Consider the following 20,321-nt stretch of genomic DNA (forward strand, 5'->3'; position numbering starts at 1 on the left):
AAATATTTTTTTACTTAAAATAGTAAAGTAATTATTTGCTTTCATATTTTTTCTCACATTAAGAGTTATGTTATTTACATCTAGTGAAGAAATTCGGGTGAAAGCATGATTTTTTTAAGGCTTTGAAGAATTGTTCAGCTGATTCAAGTTGAAGTAGCAAACGGTTAAACATCAGCAAACAGCTGCTTAACAATTATGAGAATGGAAAAAGCCAGATTCCCAACGACATCTTAAGAAAGATGGTTCATCTTTATCAGGTTTCCCCCATAGATCTTTATAAAATTATTTCAGGAAGCACCTATCCGGAAGATCCAGCTGACAAGGCATTGGTCCTTAGAGAAAAGTTTGAAGACGGAGAAATGGAACGGGCGATGAACATGCTGCATGAATACCCCCAATTAAAAAACCTACTTATTACAGCTTCCTTTTACGATATAAAAAAACAGCAGAAGTTTATTAATAAAATGATTACTATCATTAAAACTATAGAAGAATAATATTGCAATCTTCGACAAAACCCTACTAAAATACTATTAAACCAGAAATGAGTTTGTCGATAATAAGATTGTCACCATACGAAAAGGCAAAATTATTGAAAAATAATGACGCAAAGCTAGAGGGGCTTCGGTATCGTGACGGACGATTATCATGCCAGCCAGCTATCGAAAAGGGGGAAATAACGGTGCATTTCTTAACGCCCGAAGAAATGAAAGCAAAAAAAGCCAGACAAAGGCTCATCATGTCGGTTTTTACTGTCCTATTCCTGGTTATTTTGTTTACAGGACTAACTTTCTTCGCATATAATTTTTAAAAGGCTTTCCGAATTGGAGAGCCTTTTTTTCATTTTTTAATATGTTTCTACAATTTATGGAAAAGTTCGCGTTTTTCCGATAAAATGAATTGAGGGATCAGAAACCATTGGGGGAATCAATATATGTTCAACGAAGTGAAACTATTAAAAGGAGTATTCCATCCTTCTATTTGTTTTTATCAACTAAGAGAATCGGAAATGTTGAAAGATTATTATAAAAAAATATTGCTTCTTTTCTTACTATCAATGGTTATATTCGGATTAAATGGGATTTTTGGTTTAGGGGGCGTTCCTCTATCAAAGAATATTCTCGCCTTATCGCCGATTGACTTTGAGATACATAAATTTTACTTCTTTGTAGGCAGGCTGCTCTTGGGATTGTTATATGCGGCTTTCATATTATTCATCCCGGCCCTTCTATTCTGGACTCTTTATGAGGCAGAGTTCAAGAAGCTTGTCGTTTTACAGGGGATCACTTTGATCGTCCTGTTAATAGAAAAGCTCACATATCTCCCATTACTTACCTACTTGTCTCTCAACTGGTACTCTTCACCCCTGGCACTCGGGGTTATGAGTCAATACATAACAGACAATGAATGGCTTAAATATTTTCTAGGAAGCATTTCCGTTTTTAAAGTTTGGGCAATGATCCTGCAGTTCATCGGGCTACGATGGCTCACTGAGATAAAAAGAATTACCATATTATTATGGATTATCCTAGTCAATCTCCTGTTCTGGAGTATTACAGCGTTCTTAGCATACATAGACTTTGCAATTCTGGTGTAAAGGCGTGATGATTGTGAAAAAGAAATTTGTTTACCCGACAGTGATCCTTTTTTTGATTTTCATAGGAACCAACCTGTATTTAATAGAAAAAGCAGATAGCAAAGTTGATCGGACTTCATTTGTGCACAGCTGGAATCCTATTTCCACCTCCAGCCTTCGCAATACTCTTGAAAAAGAAGCTATACTGTCATCAGCAGAAGAAAATTATGTTTATTTTGATGATTCTTATGGCCGATTTAAAGATTTTCTTGTAAAAGAAGGTGATGAAGTCTCCATTGGAACTGATCTTTTCACCTATCAAACAGAAGATACCGATAACCAGGAAGCCTTCCTGGAAAGTGAAATTGAGAAACTGGAAGATGAAATTGATAGTATTGAGAGTCACATCATCGATTTGCGTGCAATGAGGCCCGACTCTTCCACGACTGGAAACACAAATTATTATGATGACCGTTATGGATTGCCAAGCACAACAGAGGATGATGACGAAGACCTGACGCTTAAGGCGAGCAACCAAGAAATCAACTACTATATCGATCAGGAAATCGCAGAGAAGGAACTGGAAATCGACCAACTGAATCATGAAGTTGATAACTTGGACAGACAGCTTTCACAATTGCAGCTTAACGAAAGCGAAGTAACCGTTGCAAGCACTGCTGAAGGCACCGTCAAAAAAGTGTCACGTGAGCTTGATAATCCCGTCATTGTGATATCCTCGAGATCTACTGTGGTGGAGGGGGAACTAAGCGAACAGGAAACACTGAAGATTAAGGAGGGACAAGAAGCCATTGTTTATTCCCCCGCTGTAAAGGATGCGCTGAACGGATTTGTGACAGATGTCGCAGTCCTTCCTTCTGAGACATTAACCGAGGACGGGCTTAGCGCCTATCCATTCAAAGTTGAATTCGGAGAAGAGAACGAAAACCTCGATGTGCTCCGTCCGGGATTTCATGTTTCTTTATCCATTATCACCGAAGAAGCAAAGGATGTTCTGACGGTTCCCGAAGAAAGCCTTATAAAAGAAGGAATCAAGGACTATCTGCTTCTCGTCACTGAGAAGGGGACTCTTGAAAAGCGGGAAGTCACCATCGGAATGACCTCGGAAGGCAGAGCGGAAATCCAGCAAGGTGTAAAAAAGAATGACATCTATGTAAGAAATCCCGATTCAATGGATTTGGCCGGTTCCACTTTTGTTACCCCTCTTAATATAAACAGACTAACTGTTCAAGCGATCAAAAATGCTGACAACCATACCATTCTGGAAAACATCCTTCTTGGAATCCTGGAGAGAAAATAATACCGAGCGCCGTGCCTGTTATAAAGGCTGCGGCGCTTTTTTGTATAGAATGAAACGGCCTTCTCATACTAATCGTGAAAAGATTTTTCCAGGGGGTTTCTATGAAAAAACTCACAAAGGTATTTATCCTGATTTTATTTTTTTCTATTATCTTTATTAGCCTTCCTTCCACCTGCCTGCTTGCCCAAACTCCAAAGAAAAATGTCATCTTCATGGTGATGGACGGAACGAATTCGGACATCGTTACGTTGGCCCGCTGGTATAAAGGTTCCTCTTTGGCATTGGATGAGATTCTTACCGGCGGAGTCAGGACTTACTCCAAGCAGTCAGCCATCACGGATTCTGCAGCCGGCGGGACAGCTATGGCGACCGGTTTTAAAACAAATGCCGATTTCATCGGAATGGTCCCTGACGGTGACGGATCCAGGCCTGCCGTCAGCTTGCTTGAAGCCGCCCGCCTAAAAGGATATGGGACAGGAATCGTCGCCACCTCCCCTGTCCAGCACGCCACCCCTGCCGCTTTTTCCGCTCATGTGAAGAATCGCGATGAATTCAGTGATATTGCCGAACAGCAGGTGTATCAGGGGATTGATGTCGTGTTAGGCGGCGGCCGTGCCTGGTTACACACGGGGGAGGATAAAAAAATGGCCAATGATGACGGCATGCTAAAAACGCAGGAATCTGCCAGGAAGGATAAGGAAGATTTGCTGAAGGTGATTGAGAAAAAGGGGTATCTATTCATTGATAAAAAAGAGGACCTAAAAACTCGCCCTCCTGGGAAGTTATGGGGCAGTTTTGCAGATGAGGATATGGCGTATGACTTTGACAGAGCGAAACTTTTGCCGGAGCAGCCTTCTTTAGCTGAGATGACCGGGACTGCGATTGAGCATTTGAACAAGCGTGAGAAGGGATTTTTCTTGTTTGTCGAGGGCAGCAAAGTCGACTGGGCTGCTCATAAAAATGATCCTGTCGGAATGATCAGCGAGGTACTGGCGTTTGATTTGGCTGTAGCAAAAGCTGTGGACTTTGCTAAACGTGACGGCAACACGATGGTGATTGCGGTAACCGATCACGGAAACAGCGGCCTGACGATTGGCAACGGTTCAACGGATAAAAACTACTATGACCAGCCAGCTGCCACATTTGTAGAGCCTTTAAAAAAAGCCAAGCTGACGGTCAAAGGGGCTTCCTCCCAGCTGAAAAAAGACCGTTCCAACTTGAAAGAAGTGCTGTCTTCCTATGGACTTGATAATTACTCCAAGGAAGAATTCTGCAAAGTTGAGGAAGCCGACACAGTCACGGATTTGGAAGACGAAATGGCCTCCATGATTAGCAAAAGGGCCTTACTCGGATTCACCACCCACGGTCACACCGGTGAAGATGTTTTTCTCTATGCGTATGGACCGGGTAAACCGACCGGACTCCGTGAAAACACAGACCTGGCTGTGGCAGTATCGGACTATCTAGAGTTGGATTTGAAAAGCTTGGGGGATTGGTATGTTGATGCTAAGGAGTACTATGAACAGCGCGGCTATAAGACCAAAATCGATAGGAGTGACAGGCACAATCCGAAATTTGTCGCTGAGAAACGCCAAGAAAAGCTGGTGTTCCCTGAAAACAAAAACATCATGATCCGAAATGGCGAAGAAATCGAGCTCCAGGCTGTCAACGTCTATAACGGAGACACCTTCTTCATTCATGTAGATTAGTTCGGCGCTTCAATGCGTTAAACCACTAAGAGGGACAGTCCCTCTTAGTGGTTTAACGTACTAAAGTGAACTCTCTTTCTTGGTGTCCCTCCCTCTCTCCAATTTCGAACTGATTTACGTTATAATAGAAGAATGGTTAATTTTAGAACGGAATCAGTCAGGAGGCGGCCCATCCTAATGAAGACACAAGAGTTACAAGAAAAACTGACACCACTAAGCGATTATCTGCTGCAAGAACTTCCTTATGGCAGCGAGAAACAGAACATCGTCCAGAAAGGATTGCTGCTCTACCGGCAGAACCTTGTTTCCAATATAAAATTCCACGATGACAGCATTACGGCGGATGTACAAGATGTTACACCTGTTAAAGTGAAGCTTGAATTAGATTTCCCGCGGCTCAGCAAGTGCTCATGCCCCGCGGAAACCTGGTGCCGCCACCGGATGGCTGCTTTTTTTGCGGTATTCAGCAAGGCCGCTCCGGTGACCAATTGGATTCACCAGTGGCGGACAAAAACAAGCGAAGCCGAAACCGCCGCTCCTCCTGAAAAAAAAGCAAATCTGCAGGATATATTGAAAAAGCATGAAGGCAGCATCAAAAAAGCCAGTGACCTGCTGAAAGACCGCAAGCAGCGTGGAGACACACCTGAAGAGTGGTGGGAATTCCTCCAATATCAATTTGAACAGTGGGATAAGGACGCGTTTCACCGCCAGTCCCACCTGCTCGATCTGCATATCCAGAATTTTTTCCGCAAACTGATGAAGGACGCTCCCTTTGAACGGGAATGGAAGCCTCTATACCAGCTTTATGCTACGTTCTTTCTTTTTCAGCGTTTTGACCGGATGATGATGTTTTTCAGAGGAAAGACCGCGGATACTTCTTACTATGAATTTCTGATCGATGAAATGTTTGACAGTGTGAAACAGCTATCTGTCCATGCGATGCCGTTCAGTTTCGACCCTTTCATCGAATTTTTGAAAGAAAAAACGGAAGAACTGTCTCGGTCAACGGAAAACAGCACACTGGCGAAAGCAGAAATATACCGGTTCCTTTGGTACTTCCTCTTCAAGAAGAAAGCCTGGCGTCAGGAAGAGGTTGAAAGACTTCAGCAGGAACGAACCGATGAGGACCCTTTCTACTCACTGGCATTGCTGCATCAATATATCTTGCTGGAAAATAATGAGCTGGCCGCAAAGGAAATCAATCATCTAGGATCAGAGATCGTTCCCTATTCGGATTTCTGGCTGGAGCAGCTTTTTCAAAATAAAAAGTATGAACAAGGGGCAGCTTTCTTAAGGAACCTCCTTCCAAAGGTGCCCGCATATATCAACAGCCTGCCTTCCTATGAAAGTGCGGCATTTACCCGCTGGTTTTTACGGACACTGCCAATTGACTGGATGACGGAAAACGAGCATGCCCTCCTCCGGAAACTGCTTGTTGCCCTTCTGCCCTACAGCTACTACTGGTACAATGACTTTCTTCTCGGGTCGAAGTCATACCGGGAATGGGTGGAGCTGCAGCGCTTTGCCGGGTACGAGCTCAGGGAGATTGATAATCTGGGGCTCCGGGATGCTGCCAAAGAAGCACCACAGCTTGTCCTCCCCCTCTATCATGAAGGAATCGAGCATTATTTGGCCGGAAGAAGTCGTGACAACTATAAACAGGCGGTCAAATATTTGAAAAGATTGCGCACACTGTATAAAAAACTTAAAAAAACTGATCAATGGGACACCTACTTGAATTTGATATTAGAAAAAACAAGACGTCTTCGGGCGTTCCATGAAGAATGCAGAAAGGGGAAGCTGATCGATGCTTAAAACACGACTGCTGCATGTGTACATAGAGCCTTTGGATAACGGCCGCTTCTTTCTCTACTGCGAAAACGACAGCGGATTCCATGTACCGGTCGATGACTGGAAGGGCCAGTTGTTTCTTTGGCATGAGGAAAGCTTTTATGGCACGATGGTGCAGCCGAAAGAATCCGGTACCAGAAAAGGAATCGAGGTCACAAGCTGGGATCTCCTGTTGCTGTTTGCTCATGAATCGTTCAGCGGGATGATTGACTGGCAGTGGGATGAGCTTGGGCAAAAGTGCCAGGCCGTCGCCCCCATCATGTATGACTCCATCCAGGAAGGCAAGTGGATTCCCCGCTTTGAAGACATGGCCGATAACGGGCTCTCCTTCCAGGTCCCTGAAGAACTTTGGGATAACTTTCCTGATGAATTTTGGCAGGAGGATATTGGTGAAGAGTCTGCGGAAGAGTTCATCTCGGAATGGTATCAGCGCGCCGTTCGTCAGTCACTGTCTTCAGGAAGCAGCGATCACCTCTTTGCCCGCTTGAAAAAACTCGAAGACAGTACCTTAACGCCGGAAGAGCTTCATGCTTATGTCGACGAGGAAAAGTGGAGTGAGTGGGTCGGCCTGACAGAAGCCGAGACTCCGTTTACATTAGGGCTCCGTCTTACAGAGCCTTTGGAAGAACATGACCCTTGGGAACTTGAAACCATTCTGCGGGATAAGAAGCGGACCGATAAAGTCTACTCACTGGGAGAAGATAAATTGCCTCCTTCTTATAAAAAACATTTAGCGACGGTCAAAGAGGAGCAGAATCGCTGGATGAAAATGCTGCCGCTGTTGGACCAAGGCGGGGAGATCCGTAATTCTCTTGATGAGCATGATGCGTGGGATTTCCTCACCGTCCTGAGCGAAAAATTTCTCGATCTCGATATTGAAATTCTTCTCCCAGCTTGGTGGCAGGCAATGAAGGATGCGCAGATGACCGTCAAAGCCAAGGTGAAAAACACAGACAGCTCTTACCGCCCTTCTTTTGTCGGGCTCAATGCCATGCTTGATTTTGACTGGCGCCTGTCGATGAACGGAGTGGATCTTTCTGAAGAGGATTTTCAAAACCTTGTTAATGATCAGCGCCGTCTCATAAAAATCCGCGGACAGTGGATGAAACTGGATCCGGCGATGATCCGCCGCATTCAGGAACTGATGAACAAGGCAAAGCAGGAAGGCATTTCAATTCAGGATATGCTTGAACAGCAGCTTGTTCCCCGGGATGAAGATGATGAGCTTTCTGATGAAGAAGACTATGACCCTTATGAGTTTGCCAAAATCCAGATTGACTTGAATCGCTCGATGAAAAAAATGATTGATATGCTGACCAATACAGCGGAAGTCCCTATCATCCCCACTCCCGAACATTTTCAAGGAGAGCTGCGTCCGTACCAGCAGCAGGGGATGAGCTGGATGCTGTTTCTGCGAAAGTATGGATTCGGCGCCTGTCTTGCTGATGATATGGGGCTGGGGAAAACCGTACAGCTCATCACCTACCTGCAAGAAGTAAAAGCGACTGAAAACCCCCAAGCCCCGGCATTGATCATTGCCCCCACTTCCGTTCTCGGAAACTGGCAGCGGGAGCTTGAGAAATTCGCACCGGATTTGAAGGTGAAGTTACACTATGGTTCTCATCGTGATAAGGGCATTGATTTTGCCCGCAGCCTATTAGATATTGATGTTGTACTAACTTCCTACGGGTTATCTCATCTCGATTTTGAGGAGCTGGAAACGATTGAATGGACGGCGATTGCTTTGGATGAAGCCCAAAATATCAAGAATGCCAACACCAAGCAGTCCCGTGCGATCCGCAAACTGAAGGGTAAACATCATATAGCCTTGACCGGAACACCGATGGAAAACCGCTTGTCCGAACTATGGGCGATCTTTGACTTTCTGAATCACGGCTATCTCGGCGGATTCACTCAATTTCAAAAGAGCTACATCGTTCCAATTGAAAAAGAGGAAAATGAGAAGAAAGTCAAAGAGCTTCAGGCTAAAATCAGACCGTTCCTGCTGCGCCGCACGAAAAAGGATCCAGAAGTCGAGCTCAACCTGCCGGATAAAATCGAGCAGAAAGAGTACTGCGCCTTGACTCCCGAACAGGCTTCACTCTATGAGCAGCTTATCAAAGACACGTTTGCTCAGCTGGAAGCACTGAGTGGATTTGAGCGAAAAGGACTTGTCCTTCAGATGCTGAACCGTTTGAAACAGCTCTGCAATCACCCTGCCCTCTATTTGAAAGAGCCGCAGCCTGCGAACGTGGAAAAACGTTCAGAAAAATTACGGAAGCTTGTGGAGATTGTTGAAGCTGTGCTGAATTCCGGAGAAGCCTGCCTGATCTTCACCCAATACATTTCCATGGGCGAAATGATCCAAAGCGTCATGAAGGACAAATTTGATGTCGATGTACCATTCCTGAATGGCAGCATGGCGAAAACCCAGCGTGACAATTTAGTGGAGCGATTTCAGAACGGTGAGTTCCCTGTGTTCCTTCTGTCATTGAAGGCTGGTGGAACCGGACTGAACCTCACAGCTGCCAACCATGTCGTCCACTATGACCGCTGGTGGAACCCAGCTGTTGAGAACCAGGCAACGGACCGCGCCTACCGTATCGGTCAGAATCGATTTGTTCATGTGCACAAGATGATTGCCTCAGGGACCCTTGAGGAAAAAATCGATATGATGCTCGAGAAAAAGCAGGCATTGAACGATGAAATTATCCAGAGTGACCAGTGGATGACGGAACTTTCAGATCGTGAATTACATTCCTTATTATCTTTAGAATAAAATTTCAGCCGTTTATAGGACTAATCTCCTGATAAACGGCTTTTTAAATTTACAGTCTATTATCCTGACTTTTCAGATAGTATACTAGTAATAGAATCAATTCGATAAAGGCAAACCTATAGCAATATAGGGACGCAAAGCTAAAGGGGCTTATAGAGTCAGCCAGCTGCCGAAGTTTCTCCTTTCGTTTTGATTCAAACAACTTTAGGAGGATTTATGATGAAAAAACGTGTAATTATTCCCGTATTAGTCTCTGGTTTCCTGGCATTTGGTACGTCTGCTTCAGCTTCAACAGATGAGGTTAATGCAGGAACTACCCCTGATCAGTTCTTTTACTCCCTGGATCAATTTTTTGAAGAAATCCAGCTGTTTATGACAAGAGATGGAGAAAAGGAAACTGAAATACTATTGAGCATTGCCAAGGAACGCCTTGCAGAAGCTAAGCAGATGAACGAAGAAGAGAAAGAAGAATTCATTGAACAGACCATCGAAGATTACATAGACAAGCTTGAGTTAGCCGAAGAGTTATTATCTGAAATTCTTTTGAATGAAGAGGTTGAAGAAGAGAAGCTTAAAGAACTTCAAGAAGAGCTCGATAAAGCCACTGAAGTTGATGAAGAAGTGGAAGAAAAACTTGAGGAAGAAACGAAGGAAGCCTTGGAAGAAAAAAAGGAAGTCATGAAGAAGCTTCCTGCCGTGGTGAAAGGCCTTCCTAAAGAAAAAGTTGCAGAACTTCGTGAACAAGGATTTGGATTCGGTCAAATAGCTCAGATCTTTATTTTGGCTGAAAAGTCAGGCAAAACAGTTGATGAAGTTGCCGCTCTCTACAATGCTGGAGAAGAAAGTAAAGGCTTTGGAAAAGTAGCAAAAGAGCTCGGTATTCATCCTTCAGAGCTAGCAAGCAGTAAAAAGAAAAGCAAAAAAGATTCAGTAGAAGACGATGACTCGGAAAAAGATGAAGAGTCCGAAGAAGAACTAGAAGAAGATTCTTCAGACGAATCTGAAGAAAATGAAGATGAACAAAATGAAGAGCTTGAAGAGGAAGATGAAAAATCAACTTCTGCAGTAGCTGGCGTAACTACAAGCAAACAAAATAAAGAAAAAGCAGATCAAAAACAAAAAGAAGCCAAGAAAAAAGCTGAACAAAAACGAGAAGATGCAAAAGAAGAAAAGCGTGAGCGTGAGGAAGAAAAGCAAGAAGAAGCACGCGAGCGTGAAGAAGCTAAAAAAGAAAAAGAAGAAAAGCGTAAACGCGACGAAGAGAAACGCAAGAAAGATGAGGAAGACAAACGTAAAGGCAAAAAAGATGATGATGACGATGATGATCGTGAGGACGAAGACGACGACAAAGAAGATGACGAACAGGACGAATCGGATCATGATGACGATGACGATGACGAAGATGAAGACAGCGATGATGATGACGACGAAGACGACAAAGATGACGAGTAAAAAAGTGTATGGCCATTACATCCTTTGAAGGTGTAATGGTTTTTTTATGATTTCGTGTTTTATTTTAAGGGCACTACTGATGGTATGTCTGGAAGGATACTGTAAAATAGCCCCCCTTTTCATTGCAAGCTTCCATCGCATACTGTAAACTAAAGGCTTTTTTCGCAAAGTTTTTGGCTGGTTAATAAGAAGCTGAACTTCTTTGGTTAAAGGTAAGTGATCTGCGGCGGGTTTAACGGACGTCGAGTATTAGCCCCAAGTCCATCGGAGAGTCGCACAACTGGAGGGATAATCAACTACTACATTCAAGCAGCAACAATACTTACGAAAAGAGCTAAACAAAAAAACAGCCTTATAAAAAGGCTGAAAGTTGGAGAAAAAACCGAAGTATAAATATGAACATATCTATCTATGAAGAGAGTTGTAGAAGTGATGCGTGGTTGATCAGGTTATGAAATAAAACAAGACTTTGAGTTAATTGACTTTTGATGGGCTGGTTATAAAGGATATTCTCTTGTTGGCAGTTGTTTGAGGGGTGTCTGAGGATGCTTCTTTCTCTAGAAGTGCGACCCGCTGTGATAGATAGTATAACTCTACATTGGCTCTTGCCAGCTTCCTTATCAGATCTTCAATCAATCTTTCCATTGAATCACTTCTGTTCATTTTGGTCGTCCTCCACATTTAGTCATAAACCAAACTTTTACTGTATTAGAAGACCGGCAATGCCTTTTCCACTTCCGGATTCTTCGGTTGGGGCTTAGAAGGTTGAGTTGGCCTTCCATCCAGAAATTTCACCTGTTCCGCCACCACTTCCGTTACATAAATTCGCTTCCCATGGTCGTTCTCATAGTTCCTGGTTTGAATGCGCCCTACCACACCCAGCACAGACCCTTTATTGCAGTACTTTGCCGTGTTTTCAGCCGCCCGCTTCCACATCGTACAAAGAACAAAGTCTGCTTCATATTCCCCTTCCTGATTTTTAAACTGACGATTGACTGCCAAAGTGACATTCAACACCGCCTTCCCCTCGGATGTGTAACGCATCTCCGGATCCTTCGTCAGCCTGCCTACCAACGTGACCTGATTAATCATGTTCTCACCTCTTTTCTTTCGTTGGTAAGTATAGGATAGATGGTTATTTAACTAAAGTAAAATCCAGTAAAGAGTATTTTGATGAGATAACAGAAGGTAAAATGACTTTTTCTATAGTTGAAAAACAGTTTATTTAAACTAACAGGAAGATAAAACATAATACTGGAGAAATTCTAATTTTTTATCTGGAAACACTGGTTTCGGTAAATTCTCTAAGGTGTGATGAGTAGTCATCTAAATAAAATGAGTGAGATCCAGGTGCCGTGCAACAGGATTGTAAAAGTGTAGAGGGTTATGGCTGTATATGTTAACGATAGTAGCCATTTTTTTGATGGAAAGTTTTCATTTCTTATGAATGCATATAGTAAGGCTGAAAAAGATAATTTCACTAATATAAATAGAATAGGATGGGCTTGATATAATGCGGCCATCAATGGGTTAGCTTCTTCAATAAAATTCCCTTTTAATCCTACAAGTGTTATTATGCCATCAATTATATTAAGAACAGCTAATAAATGAAGAGCTAACCTCATCATCACACCACCCCTTTCAGTATTTAGCAGCAAATATTAGTAAGGCTTTCAAATCTTAAAAACCTCTTCTGTTCTTAAATAAGAACACATATTAATTATACATGTCCCACCTTATAAAACAAACTTTTTGTTCCTAAATAAGAACGTTGATATTTTAAACTAAGACTTTCTAGTGGTTTTTTTGAAGTCACAAGAATAGTATCAGCAATTCTATAAAGGATTATCAAATTATGTTTTGCTTCTTCTATATGTTATAATTTGTACAAACTATTCAGATGGAGGATCGTTCATGAAAACCTTTAAAGTAATCACTCTTCAAGTTGTTGAAAACGAGGATCTTAAAGACATTGAAATTGTGGACGGTTTAATTATTAATAAAGAGGACCAAAAGGGTACCTGGCTGATTGAGGGCTGCATGAAGAAGGAGTATTACGACTTCTTCCGAGATGCCCAGCAAAGTGAGGATGACATAGAGGTCCAGGTTGTCATCTCCCACCCAGAGAATGATCCGGCAGCGTTTATGACGAGAATCAGCTGTATTAAGACGATGGACTTTCATTTGAGTGTCCTTTTTGAGGGGAAGTTGAAGAAAATGCGTAACGAGTATGCTGAGCTTCTTCTTGATAACCTAGTTGAGAAAGGGTTTGAAGGCGCCGGTCTGGTTCAGGAATTTAAAGACAAAATGCGTTCAAAACCTAGGTTGGCCGCCACTTCCAAGACAACAAATTAAATTTTCAGACAAAATATGACATATTTCTAATAAGATATGTGTTCTTTGTGGTATAATGTCATTATTATGAAGATGATTATGCGTACAGGATGTGAACGGTAATGATCGGGGAAAGAGTAAAAAAGCTTAGACAAGAACGTAAGATGTCCATGACAGAGCTTGCCGATAAGGCAGGAGTGGCGAAGTCTTATTTGAGTTCGATTGAGAGAAACCTGCAAAAGAATCCATCGGTTCAGTTTTTGGAGAAAATCTCAAAAGCACTGAATGTCCCTGTCGATTCTTTATTATATGATACGGTGGAAGATAAGCACATCGACTCAGACTGGGTCAGCATTGTTGAACAAGCAATGGAATCCGGTATTAGCAAGGAGCAATTCCGGGAATTTATTGAGTTCAATAAGTGGAAATTAAATCAAAAGTAAAAAAGCTAGTCCCTTTAGCGGGAATAGCTTTTTTCATTTTACTAGTACTCTTTTTTCTTCTCTATTCGTATGTAGGTATTCTAGGATTTCATCTTTGGTGACCCCTACAGACATAGCTTCTTTGATTAACGTTACCCATTCAAGATCCAATTCTTTTTCTATCACTGACAAATCTCCTCCTAAAATACACTTAGTATTTCAGGCAGTCCAGCCATCCTAGCAGGACCTTCTATCCTGCCTTAGATCTGTGACTTTGCGTCCCCATCTTTCAATGAGTTTGCCTTTGTCTGACTATCCCATTGGCTAACCAGTTATTTAACTATATCCATTATACTAATTAGGAAAACCTATTTTGTGTAAAAATTTGCTGTGATTACGATCTTTTATCCTATTTAATATTACATATAATGCCTTAATATTATAATATTCAGTCATTTTCAATAATAATTAGCGGACTTTTTGTCGAACCGTTATAGATCTGCAAGGGAATGTCTTACTGTAAACTTTTAATTTTTGTTCTATAGGGATGACTTTTTGATTAATTTGAAGGAAGCTTGATGCATGGAAAAATGGTGAGGCAGTGAGGTCGTTTCCGCAAGATGGACAAATCCATTCTCCTGTTTCGGTAGAGCTGAATGAGGAACGGCTGCAGCGCTGGCAATTTTTTTTATACATGATTCCACCTCTTTTGTTCGTTATATAGTTCATTTGTATTAACTATACAGGATAACCCTCTTATTACTAAATAGCGGAATTTCTCCGATTATTCGTAATAAAGAACACTTTTCTTTATTTTTCTATCATATGCTATCATTTACTTAAAAATACTAATTTTATAAAAAACATTATGTTCGTTATAATGAATTAATATATTTTTAGTAGAAGGAGTTCAGATTATGGTAGGTGTGAAAATTAAATCGATCAGAGAGAATAAAGGCATTACGATTAATGAATTAGCACAAAAGGCAGCTATTTCAAAGTCCTACATCAGCTCGATTGAGAGGGATATACAAAAAAACCCTTCCATTAAAGTATTGGAGAAAATCGCAGCAGCCTTGGAGGTCCCACTCGATATGCTATTAGATCATAATAGTACGGATATTCTAGAGAAAGGATGGGTTCAGCTTCTGAAAGAGGCAATTGGACAAGGGCTCACTAAGGAGGAGTTCATCCATTTTACGATGTTAATGAAAATCAAACGGAAGAAATCTATTTATGGAGGTGTTGAAAAAGATAAGAAAAAGACCATATAAAAAAGCCGGTGGATACCGGCTCTCTAAATATTACTCATTATTTCCTTCTTCATCTGTTAACTCATCTTCCAGCTCGTCAACAGGGCCTTCACCATTCTCGTCGCCCAAATCTCCGTTTTCATTGTCATCAATCTCACCGTTATCATCTTCGGAGATATTTCCTTCACCATCATTTGTGTCTAGATCACCGTTTTCTCCGCCTTCATCCATGCCGTTGTTCTCATCATCCCCAGGAACTTCTTCCTCTACTGGAGCATCGTCTTCAGGCGGCGGCTCCTGGTCAACGTTACACCCTGCAAGCAGCATTGCGGAAAGAGCAGATCCACCAAGGATAGCTAAAAGCTTTTTATTCATTGTGTATGACTCCTTTCATTACAAAGAATTTTTAAGACCTATCTTTGCGGTCTTTTGATAGCATGCCCCGAATTGATGGAAACTTGCATCCATCACAAATATTTTTGTGACTGAAAGGGGCTGGTTCTTTACCGCTTTAAAGCACAACAAGGGACAGTCCCTCTTAGCGGTTTAACGCGTTAACGCGCGAAGAGGGACTGTCCCTTTTAGTGCGATAATGTGCAAAAGCCCCGCTGCTGAGCAGCGGGGCTTTTTGGATATGGTCTTATTCTTGTTTTTCGCCTAGGGCAAACATCATTTCGGTTTCGCAGGCTACTTCTCCGTCTACTGTCGCTACCGCTTTTCCTTTGCCGATGGCACCTCGGAAACGTACCATTTCGACTTCCAGGCGAAGCTGGTCTCCTGGTTTTACCTGGCGTTTGAAGCGGCAATTATCTATTCCTGTAAAGAAAGCCAGACGTCCGCGGTTTTCTTCCTTTTTCAGCATTGCTACCGCACCTACTTGAGCAAGTGCCTCGACGATCAGTACTCCAGGCATTACCGGATAATCTGGAAAGTGACCGTTAAAGAATTCTTCATTGGCTGTTACATTTTTAATTCCTACCGCTTTCTTTCCTTCTTCGACTTCTATGATCTTATCCACGAGCAGAAAAGGATAACGATGAGGGATGATTTCTTTTATTTGTGTAATATCAAGCATGAAATTGCCTCCTTAATCCATATATGTATGCCTTCTTTTAACATTTTACCTGAAAACCCGCTTGATAAAAAGCTTTCCCAACAGGGAATTGCCATATAAAACCCCCATGTCACCTTTTTATACAACAAAACCGGCCTCCAAAAACAAGGCCGGTTTAGATTACTTTTCTTTCATAACAATATCAACAATGTGCTGCCAGGTAGACTTCTCCAGAACATCCATCGGCTTTCCGTCCCCGATGATTCCGTAGCCAACCATGGCTCCTCCAATGAGACTTCCGGCAAGAAGAATGACAAAAAGAAGGATTCGCAGCCAGATTGGAAGAAGACGGATCCGTACCCACTTGCCCGGCTTTTCTTCGGTACTGTTTTTCTTTTTATTCTTTTTTTCTGCTTTGATTTCTTCTCTTGTTTTACTTTCTTGCAGAATCTCTTTTTCAGTCATTGTCTTTTAACTCCTTTAACGGATTCCGTTTATAAGTCCCATCATTTGATCTGCCATCGAGATGGAACGGCTTTGGAATTGATATGCCCGCTGAACATTGAGCATATTCGTCATTTCTTTTCCGATATCCACATTCGATCCTTCCAGTGTGCTCTGGGCAAGTCCAATATTATTTCTAAGTGCACCTTCCAGATTGGTAAGGATTTCATTTTCATTAACACCGAGGCCTTGAAAGTCATCTGGAAGCCCCAAAAGGTTTTGGCCGATCTGCTGCATGAATTGCGGCTTTTCAACTGATACTATCCCAAGATTAAAGGGTGTACCGCCAATAGTCAACTGTCCGCTATCCCCCAGGCTGATATCCTGGCTGTTCATTTCAGCTTCAGTGAAAGTGATAAAATTATCATTTTCATCCAGCACAGCATGCCCTTGTCCATTCACCAGCATCATTTCCCCATTGCCAATCGGGTTTGCATAGAATGCCCCATCTCGAGTATAGCGCACATCCGCCCCGTTTTCCCCTTGTACCAGCACTTTGAAAAACTGATTACGCGAAGTTAGCGCAAAGTCAAGACTTCTCCCTGTTGCTTTCAGAGACCCTTGTGCGAGGTTGATTTCGGACTGGGCTAGTTTTGCCCCTACTCCCTGCCGTACTCCTGCAGGCGTTAAGCGGGTAGTGTTGTTGTCCTTGTCACCTTTAATGTTGCTCACCTGCTGGAATAGAAGCTCCGAGAACATGGCTTCTCTGCGTTTATAGCCGTTGGTATCACTATTTGCAAGGTTATGGCCGATAATATCCATTTGTTTTTGCAGCTGGTTCAGCGTATTTGTTGCCCCTATCATTGTGCGGTTCATCGGTCAGTCCCCCTCTGTTTTATAATCAGCCATTGACCCGGCCTATTTCATTCACTGCTTTTTCCATACTTCTGTCGTATGCCTGCAGGACTTTTTGGTTTGCTTCAAAAGCCCTGTATGCTGTCATCATGTCTGTCATCGTCCTGGCCGTGTCTACGTTAGAGCGCTCGATAAAGCCCTGCTGCATGCTGAAGGCTGCCTCACCGTTATAGGCATCGGGTAAGGGCTCGTTATTCTCTGTTCTGAAAAGCCCATCCCCTTCTTTCGCCAGCCGGTTGGCATTCACTGCATAGCCAATACCCAGGCGTCCAATTTCAGTATCATCAACAAGAATTCGTCCATCTTCATTGATTTTGAAATTGTCTGAAGGCAATTGAATCCGCTGTCCTTCTGTATCAAGTACATATAGACCGCTCGCCGATGTCAGATAGCCTTGGCCATCAATTGTAAAATTACCATTGCGTGTATAACGAGGTGCTCCATCTGCACCTTCCAAAGTGAAAAATACCCCTCCTGGAAGGCCAGTCTCAGGATCAGCCGGAATAGTTCCATCAACCAACGCAATATCCGTCAACCTTTCCGTTTCTTGGAGGTCTCCCTGTAAGAAGGCCGGCATTGCCTCCTGCATATATACACCTGTGTTCAATGCTCCTACTTGTTGGGAAAATGGAACACGAAGACCATTCTGAGTCGGGATATTCTGCTGTTGCCCCTGCAAAGCCAGCAGCATTTCTGGAAAAGCCTTCATCGAAGAACGATCCGCTTTATATCCGGGTGTATTGGCATTGGAAAGGTTGTTTGACAGCAGTTCTGTCTTTCGTTGCTGAGACAGCATTCCGGAAGCAACTGTATAAAATCCGCGCAGCATAGTGGGCACCTCTTTTACGTTCATTTTTAACTTCTTATATTATATCGGAACGTGTTCGAAAATGTTATGTGTTTTACTTAATTGGTTGTTTTTGGTTATACTCTTTTCTAAAACTTTGTTGCTATTTATTCTAAATTTCTTCAGAAAATATGTTGCTAAGCAAGTAAGAAACAAGCTACTTATTCTTTTTAGTGAAGCCCTTGTATACAAGGGTAAAGGCCCAATGGTTTTTCCGGAAGCAACATCAATATGAACCTCTAGTTAAGATTTAGCCGATTTTCCTTCTGCTGATTCTATCGATATTCTCAAGCATGATGCCTGTACCGATGGCAACGCAGTCCATAGGGTTTTCTGCCACTAGGACAGGTACTTTCAACTCTTCAGCCAATAACTGGTCGATTCCATGTAAAAGAGCTCCGCCGCCTGTAAGGATGACGCCTCTGTCAATGATATCCGCAGATAGTTCCGGCGGTGTTTTCTCCAGAACATTTTTCGCAGCTTGTACGATGACCGCTACGGACTCACGGAGAGCCCCTTCAATTTCTTCAGATTTAACCGTGATCGTTCTAGGGAGTCCTGAAACCATGTCCCGTCCGCGGATTTCCATGGACTCATCACGAGAACCAGGGAATACAGTACCGATATTAATCTTGATTTCCTCCGCTGTACGATCACCAATCAACAGTTTGTATTCTTTTTTGATATAGCTCAGGATTTCGGCGTCGAATTTATCACCGGCCATTTTAATGGACGAAGCTGTCACAATATCTCCCATTGAAAGGACCGCCACGTCTGTCGTTCCGCCTCCGATATCGACTACCATGTTACCGTAAGGCTGGAAAATATCCATACCGGCTCCGATGGCGGCCACTTTCGGCTCTTCTTCAAGGTAAACCTTTTTCCCGCCGCTTTTTTCTGCCGCTTCCCTGATCGCCTTTTGTTCAACGCTTGTAATGTTCGTCGGGCAGCAGATAAGGATGCGAGGTTTGGAAAGGAACCCTTTCACATTCAACTTGTTGATGAAGTGCTTTAACATAGCTTCAGTTACATCAAAGTCAGCGATGACGCCGTCTTTTAACGGGCGCATGGCTGCAATATTTCCAGGTGTACGGCCGACCATGCGTCGCGCTTCTTCACCTACAGCCAGGACTCTGTTGTTATTACGGTCGATTGCCACCACGGAAGGCTCATTTAAAACGATTCCCTTCCCTTTCACATGTATCAATACATTCGCCGTTCCTAAATCAATTCCAATATCTTTCGCAAACATCTAATTCTGTTCTCCCTTCTTCATTTCAACGCGTTTATTTTAGTCATTTCAATCTATTTTCAAAGATGTATCGTTGTTGGTTTAATCACTCAAAAACAGGGAATAGAAAAAACTTCACCTAATTTATTATTTTACCATATATGTGTCGAAAATAGGTACTAATTGTCTAATGAATGTCAAGAAAAAAAACATTCACGTAAAAAGATTTGCATTTTTATAATGATATTAAAAGGACGTTAAGTGCATTCGCTTTCCAGGGCGTCAGTAAGCCTCCCATGGTTTTATTTAAGGTTTGCAGCCTGTCCCGTTTCTTCCTGAGTCCTGCCTCCCTTCAAAGGTAAGGAAAAACGTTTCTATACTATGTAACTCAAATAAGCAGATTGGGGCATTCAGGACATATAAATTTTAATAATTAGGCTCTGTTAGTTGATACTGTTGTTTTTCAGATTTTTAAGAAACACTATAGATATTAGTACGCTTACACTCCAACATCAGTTGATATGATAAGCAACTGGAAGTCGTCTGCAGGATCGATCTTATTTAAATTTAGAGTGATGTTATGTTGATTGGAGCGGAAGGTGTGCGACCTCCTGCGGGATTAGCGGGACAGGTGAGACCCCGCAGGCGAAGCCGAGGAGGCTCACCGCCCGCCCCGCGGAGTCGCTCACCTGGAGTGGAAATCAAACACCCTTTTTAAAAAAATAGGTGAAAAACAACATTACTCTTTAACACAGCCAATAATCAAATAAAAATACCAGGTATCATAACTTCTTGATACCTGGTACTTTCTAATTGATTTCAAGTTCATCTTTTTTATACTTCTTCTTCGTTGCTTCGCCTCCGCGGAGATGGCGGATTGATTTATGATAATCGAGGATATCTTTTACTTCGTTTGCAAGTTCCGGATTGATCTCAGGCAACCGCTCTGTCAGGTCTTTATGGACGGTACTTTTCGATACGCCAAACTCCTTCGCGATAACGCGAACGGTTTTCTTTGTCTCCACGATATATTTACCTATCTTTACTGTTCTCTCTTTGATGTAATCGTGCACACCACTCTACCTCCCTAAATTGGATGGAGAAGTGTGAAATGAGACTCGTTCTCGCTTAAATAT

The 20,321-nt window shown here is 42.5% G+C and carries 21 protein-coding genes and 3 riboswitches; of the genes, 10 read left to right on the forward strand and 11 right to left on the reverse strand.

From position 1 onward, the window contains the following. Positions 1–170: 170 nt before the first annotated feature. The 7 genes from V1502_RS19295 (at position 171) to V1502_RS19325 (ending at position 10,685) form a co-directional block, all read left to right on the forward strand. Positions 171–497 (forward strand): helix-turn-helix domain-containing protein, encoded by a 327-nt coding sequence (locus V1502_RS19295; RefSeq protein ID WP_409254395.1) that lies wholly within the window; start codon positions 171–173, stop codon positions 495–497. A 75-nt stretch (positions 498–572) separates the two neighbouring features. Then, positions 573–667: riboswitch (cyclic di-GMP riboswitch) on the forward strand. A gap of 267 nt (positions 668–934) precedes the next feature. Continuing rightward, entirely contained in the window at positions 935–1,597 is a 663-nt protein-coding gene (locus V1502_RS19300; protein ID WP_409252215.1) for a hypothetical protein, read from the forward strand. Between the two features lie 13 nt (positions 1,598–1,610). After that, positions 1,611–2,894 carry an efflux RND transporter periplasmic adaptor subunit gene (locus tag V1502_RS19305; RefSeq protein WP_409252216.1) on the forward strand — a complete coding sequence of 428 codons (1,284 nt, stop codon included), beginning with the start codon at positions 1,611–1,613 and terminating at the stop codon, positions 2,892–2,894. A gap of 101 nt (positions 2,895–2,995) precedes the next feature. Next, positions 2,996–4,603, forward strand: a complete 1,608-nt coding sequence (locus V1502_RS19310; protein ID WP_409252217.1) for an alkaline phosphatase — start codon at positions 2,996–2,998, stop codon at positions 4,601–4,603. 177 nt (positions 4,604–4,780) lie between these two features. Beyond that, on the forward strand, positions 4,781–6,418 hold the full coding sequence (locus tag V1502_RS19315) for a hypothetical protein (RefSeq protein ID WP_409252218.1): 1,638 nt from the start codon (positions 4,781–4,783) through the stop codon (positions 6,416–6,418). Further along, complete coding sequence (locus V1502_RS19320; protein WP_409252219.1) at positions 6,411–9,233, forward strand: DEAD/DEAH box helicase; 2,823 nt, start codon at positions 6,411–6,413, stop codon at positions 9,231–9,233. The genes V1502_RS19315 and V1502_RS19320 overlap by 8 nt, the downstream gene beginning before the upstream one ends. A 99-nt stretch (positions 9,234–9,332) precedes the next feature. Continuing rightward, a riboswitch (cyclic di-GMP riboswitch) is annotated at positions 9,333–9,407 on the forward strand. Positions 9,408–9,452: 45 nt separating this feature from the next. Then, complete coding sequence (locus V1502_RS19325) at positions 9,453–10,685, forward strand: DUF5667 domain-containing protein (protein ID WP_409252220.1); 1,233 nt, start codon at positions 9,453–9,455, stop codon at positions 10,683–10,685. A 474-nt stretch (positions 10,686–11,159) separates the two neighbouring features. Here the strand turns inward: V1502_RS19325 and V1502_RS19330 are convergent, their stop codons facing one another. The 3 genes from V1502_RS19330 to V1502_RS19340 form a co-directional block, all read right to left on the reverse strand. After that, the gene (locus tag V1502_RS19330) at positions 11,160–11,348 is read right to left on the reverse strand and encodes a hypothetical protein (RefSeq protein WP_409252221.1); all 189 of its coding nucleotides are present in this window, start codon (positions 11,346–11,348) and stop codon (positions 11,160–11,162) included. A gap of 45 nt (positions 11,349–11,393) precedes the next feature. After that, positions 11,394–11,777, reverse strand: a complete 384-nt coding sequence (ssb, locus tag V1502_RS19335; RefSeq protein WP_409252222.1) for a single-stranded DNA-binding protein — start codon at positions 11,775–11,777, stop codon at positions 11,394–11,396. Between the two features lie 230 nt (positions 11,778–12,007). Beyond that, positions 12,008–12,313 (reverse strand): DUF5658 family protein, encoded by a 306-nt coding sequence (locus V1502_RS19340; RefSeq protein WP_409252223.1) that lies wholly within the window; start codon positions 12,311–12,313, stop codon positions 12,008–12,010. A 286-nt stretch (positions 12,314–12,599) separates the two neighbouring features. Between V1502_RS19340 and V1502_RS19345 the strand changes: the two genes are divergently transcribed. Together V1502_RS19345 and V1502_RS19350 are read left to right on the forward strand one after the other, a co-directional pair. Next, positions 12,600–13,040 carry a YwpF family protein gene (locus V1502_RS19345; protein WP_409252224.1) on the forward strand — a complete coding sequence of 147 codons (441 nt, stop codon included), beginning with the start codon at positions 12,600–12,602 and terminating at the stop codon, positions 13,038–13,040. Positions 13,041–13,141: 101 nt separating this feature from the next. Continuing rightward, entirely contained in the window at positions 13,142–13,462 is a 321-nt protein-coding gene (locus tag V1502_RS19350; protein ID WP_409252225.1) for a helix-turn-helix domain-containing protein, read from the forward strand. A 33-nt stretch (positions 13,463–13,495) separates the two neighbouring features. Here V1502_RS19350 and V1502_RS19355 read toward each other — a convergent pair whose 3' ends face one another. Then, the gene (locus V1502_RS19355) at positions 13,496–13,627 is read right to left on the reverse strand and encodes an anti-repressor SinI family protein (protein WP_409254396.1); all 132 of its coding nucleotides are present in this window, start codon (positions 13,625–13,627) and stop codon (positions 13,496–13,498) included. A 33-nt stretch (positions 13,628–13,660) separates the two neighbouring features. Next, positions 13,661–13,754: riboswitch (cyclic di-GMP riboswitch) on the reverse strand. 604 nt (positions 13,755–14,358) lie between these two features. Here V1502_RS19355 and V1502_RS19360 point away from each other — a divergent pair. Continuing rightward, positions 14,359–14,715 (forward strand): helix-turn-helix domain-containing protein, encoded by a 357-nt coding sequence (locus V1502_RS19360; protein ID WP_409252226.1) that lies wholly within the window; start codon positions 14,359–14,361, stop codon positions 14,713–14,715. Positions 14,716–14,745: 30 nt separating this feature from the next. Here the strand turns inward: V1502_RS19360 and V1502_RS19365 are convergent, their stop codons facing one another. The 7 genes from V1502_RS19365 to spoIIID all read right to left on the reverse strand — a co-directional run bounded on the left by V1502_RS19365 (position 14,746) and on the right by spoIIID (position 20,258). Further along, positions 14,746–15,069 carry a hypothetical protein gene (locus V1502_RS19365; protein ID WP_409252227.1) on the reverse strand — a complete coding sequence of 108 codons (324 nt, stop codon included), beginning with the start codon at positions 15,067–15,069 and terminating at the stop codon, positions 14,746–14,748. Between the two features lie 265 nt (positions 15,070–15,334). Then, complete coding sequence (gene fabZ / locus V1502_RS19370; RefSeq protein WP_409252228.1) at positions 15,335–15,769, reverse strand: 3-hydroxyacyl-ACP dehydratase FabZ; 435 nt, start codon at positions 15,767–15,769, stop codon at positions 15,335–15,337. A gap of 159 nt (positions 15,770–15,928) precedes the next feature. Next, positions 15,929–16,213 (reverse strand): DNA-directed RNA polymerase subunit beta, encoded by a 285-nt coding sequence (locus V1502_RS19375; RefSeq protein ID WP_409252229.1) that lies wholly within the window; start codon positions 16,211–16,213, stop codon positions 15,929–15,931. A 15-nt stretch (positions 16,214–16,228) separates the two neighbouring features. Then, a complete protein-coding gene (locus tag V1502_RS19380) occupies positions 16,229–17,068 on the reverse strand; it encodes a flagellar hook-basal body protein (RefSeq protein WP_409252230.1) in 840 nt (279 codons plus the stop codon). 25 nt (positions 17,069–17,093) lie between these two features. Continuing rightward, complete coding sequence (locus V1502_RS19385; protein WP_409252231.1) at positions 17,094–17,936, reverse strand: flagellar hook-basal body protein; 843 nt, start codon at positions 17,934–17,936, stop codon at positions 17,094–17,096. Between the two features lie 268 nt (positions 17,937–18,204). Further along, complete coding sequence (locus V1502_RS19390) at positions 18,205–19,206, reverse strand: rod shape-determining protein (protein ID WP_409252232.1); 1,002 nt, start codon at positions 19,204–19,206, stop codon at positions 18,205–18,207. Positions 19,207–19,994: 788 nt separating this feature from the next. Next, positions 19,995–20,258 carry a sporulation transcriptional regulator SpoIIID gene (gene spoIIID, locus V1502_RS19395; protein WP_006838368.1) on the reverse strand — a complete coding sequence of 88 codons (264 nt, stop codon included), beginning with the start codon at positions 20,256–20,258 and terminating at the stop codon, positions 19,995–19,997. Positions 20,259–20,321 lie beyond the last annotated feature (63 nt).

This window comes from Rossellomorea sedimentorum (genome assembly GCF_046237645.1).
In the GTDB taxonomy this organism is placed as follows: Bacteria; Bacillota; Bacilli; order Bacillales; family Bacillaceae_B; genus Rossellomorea; species Rossellomorea sedimentorum.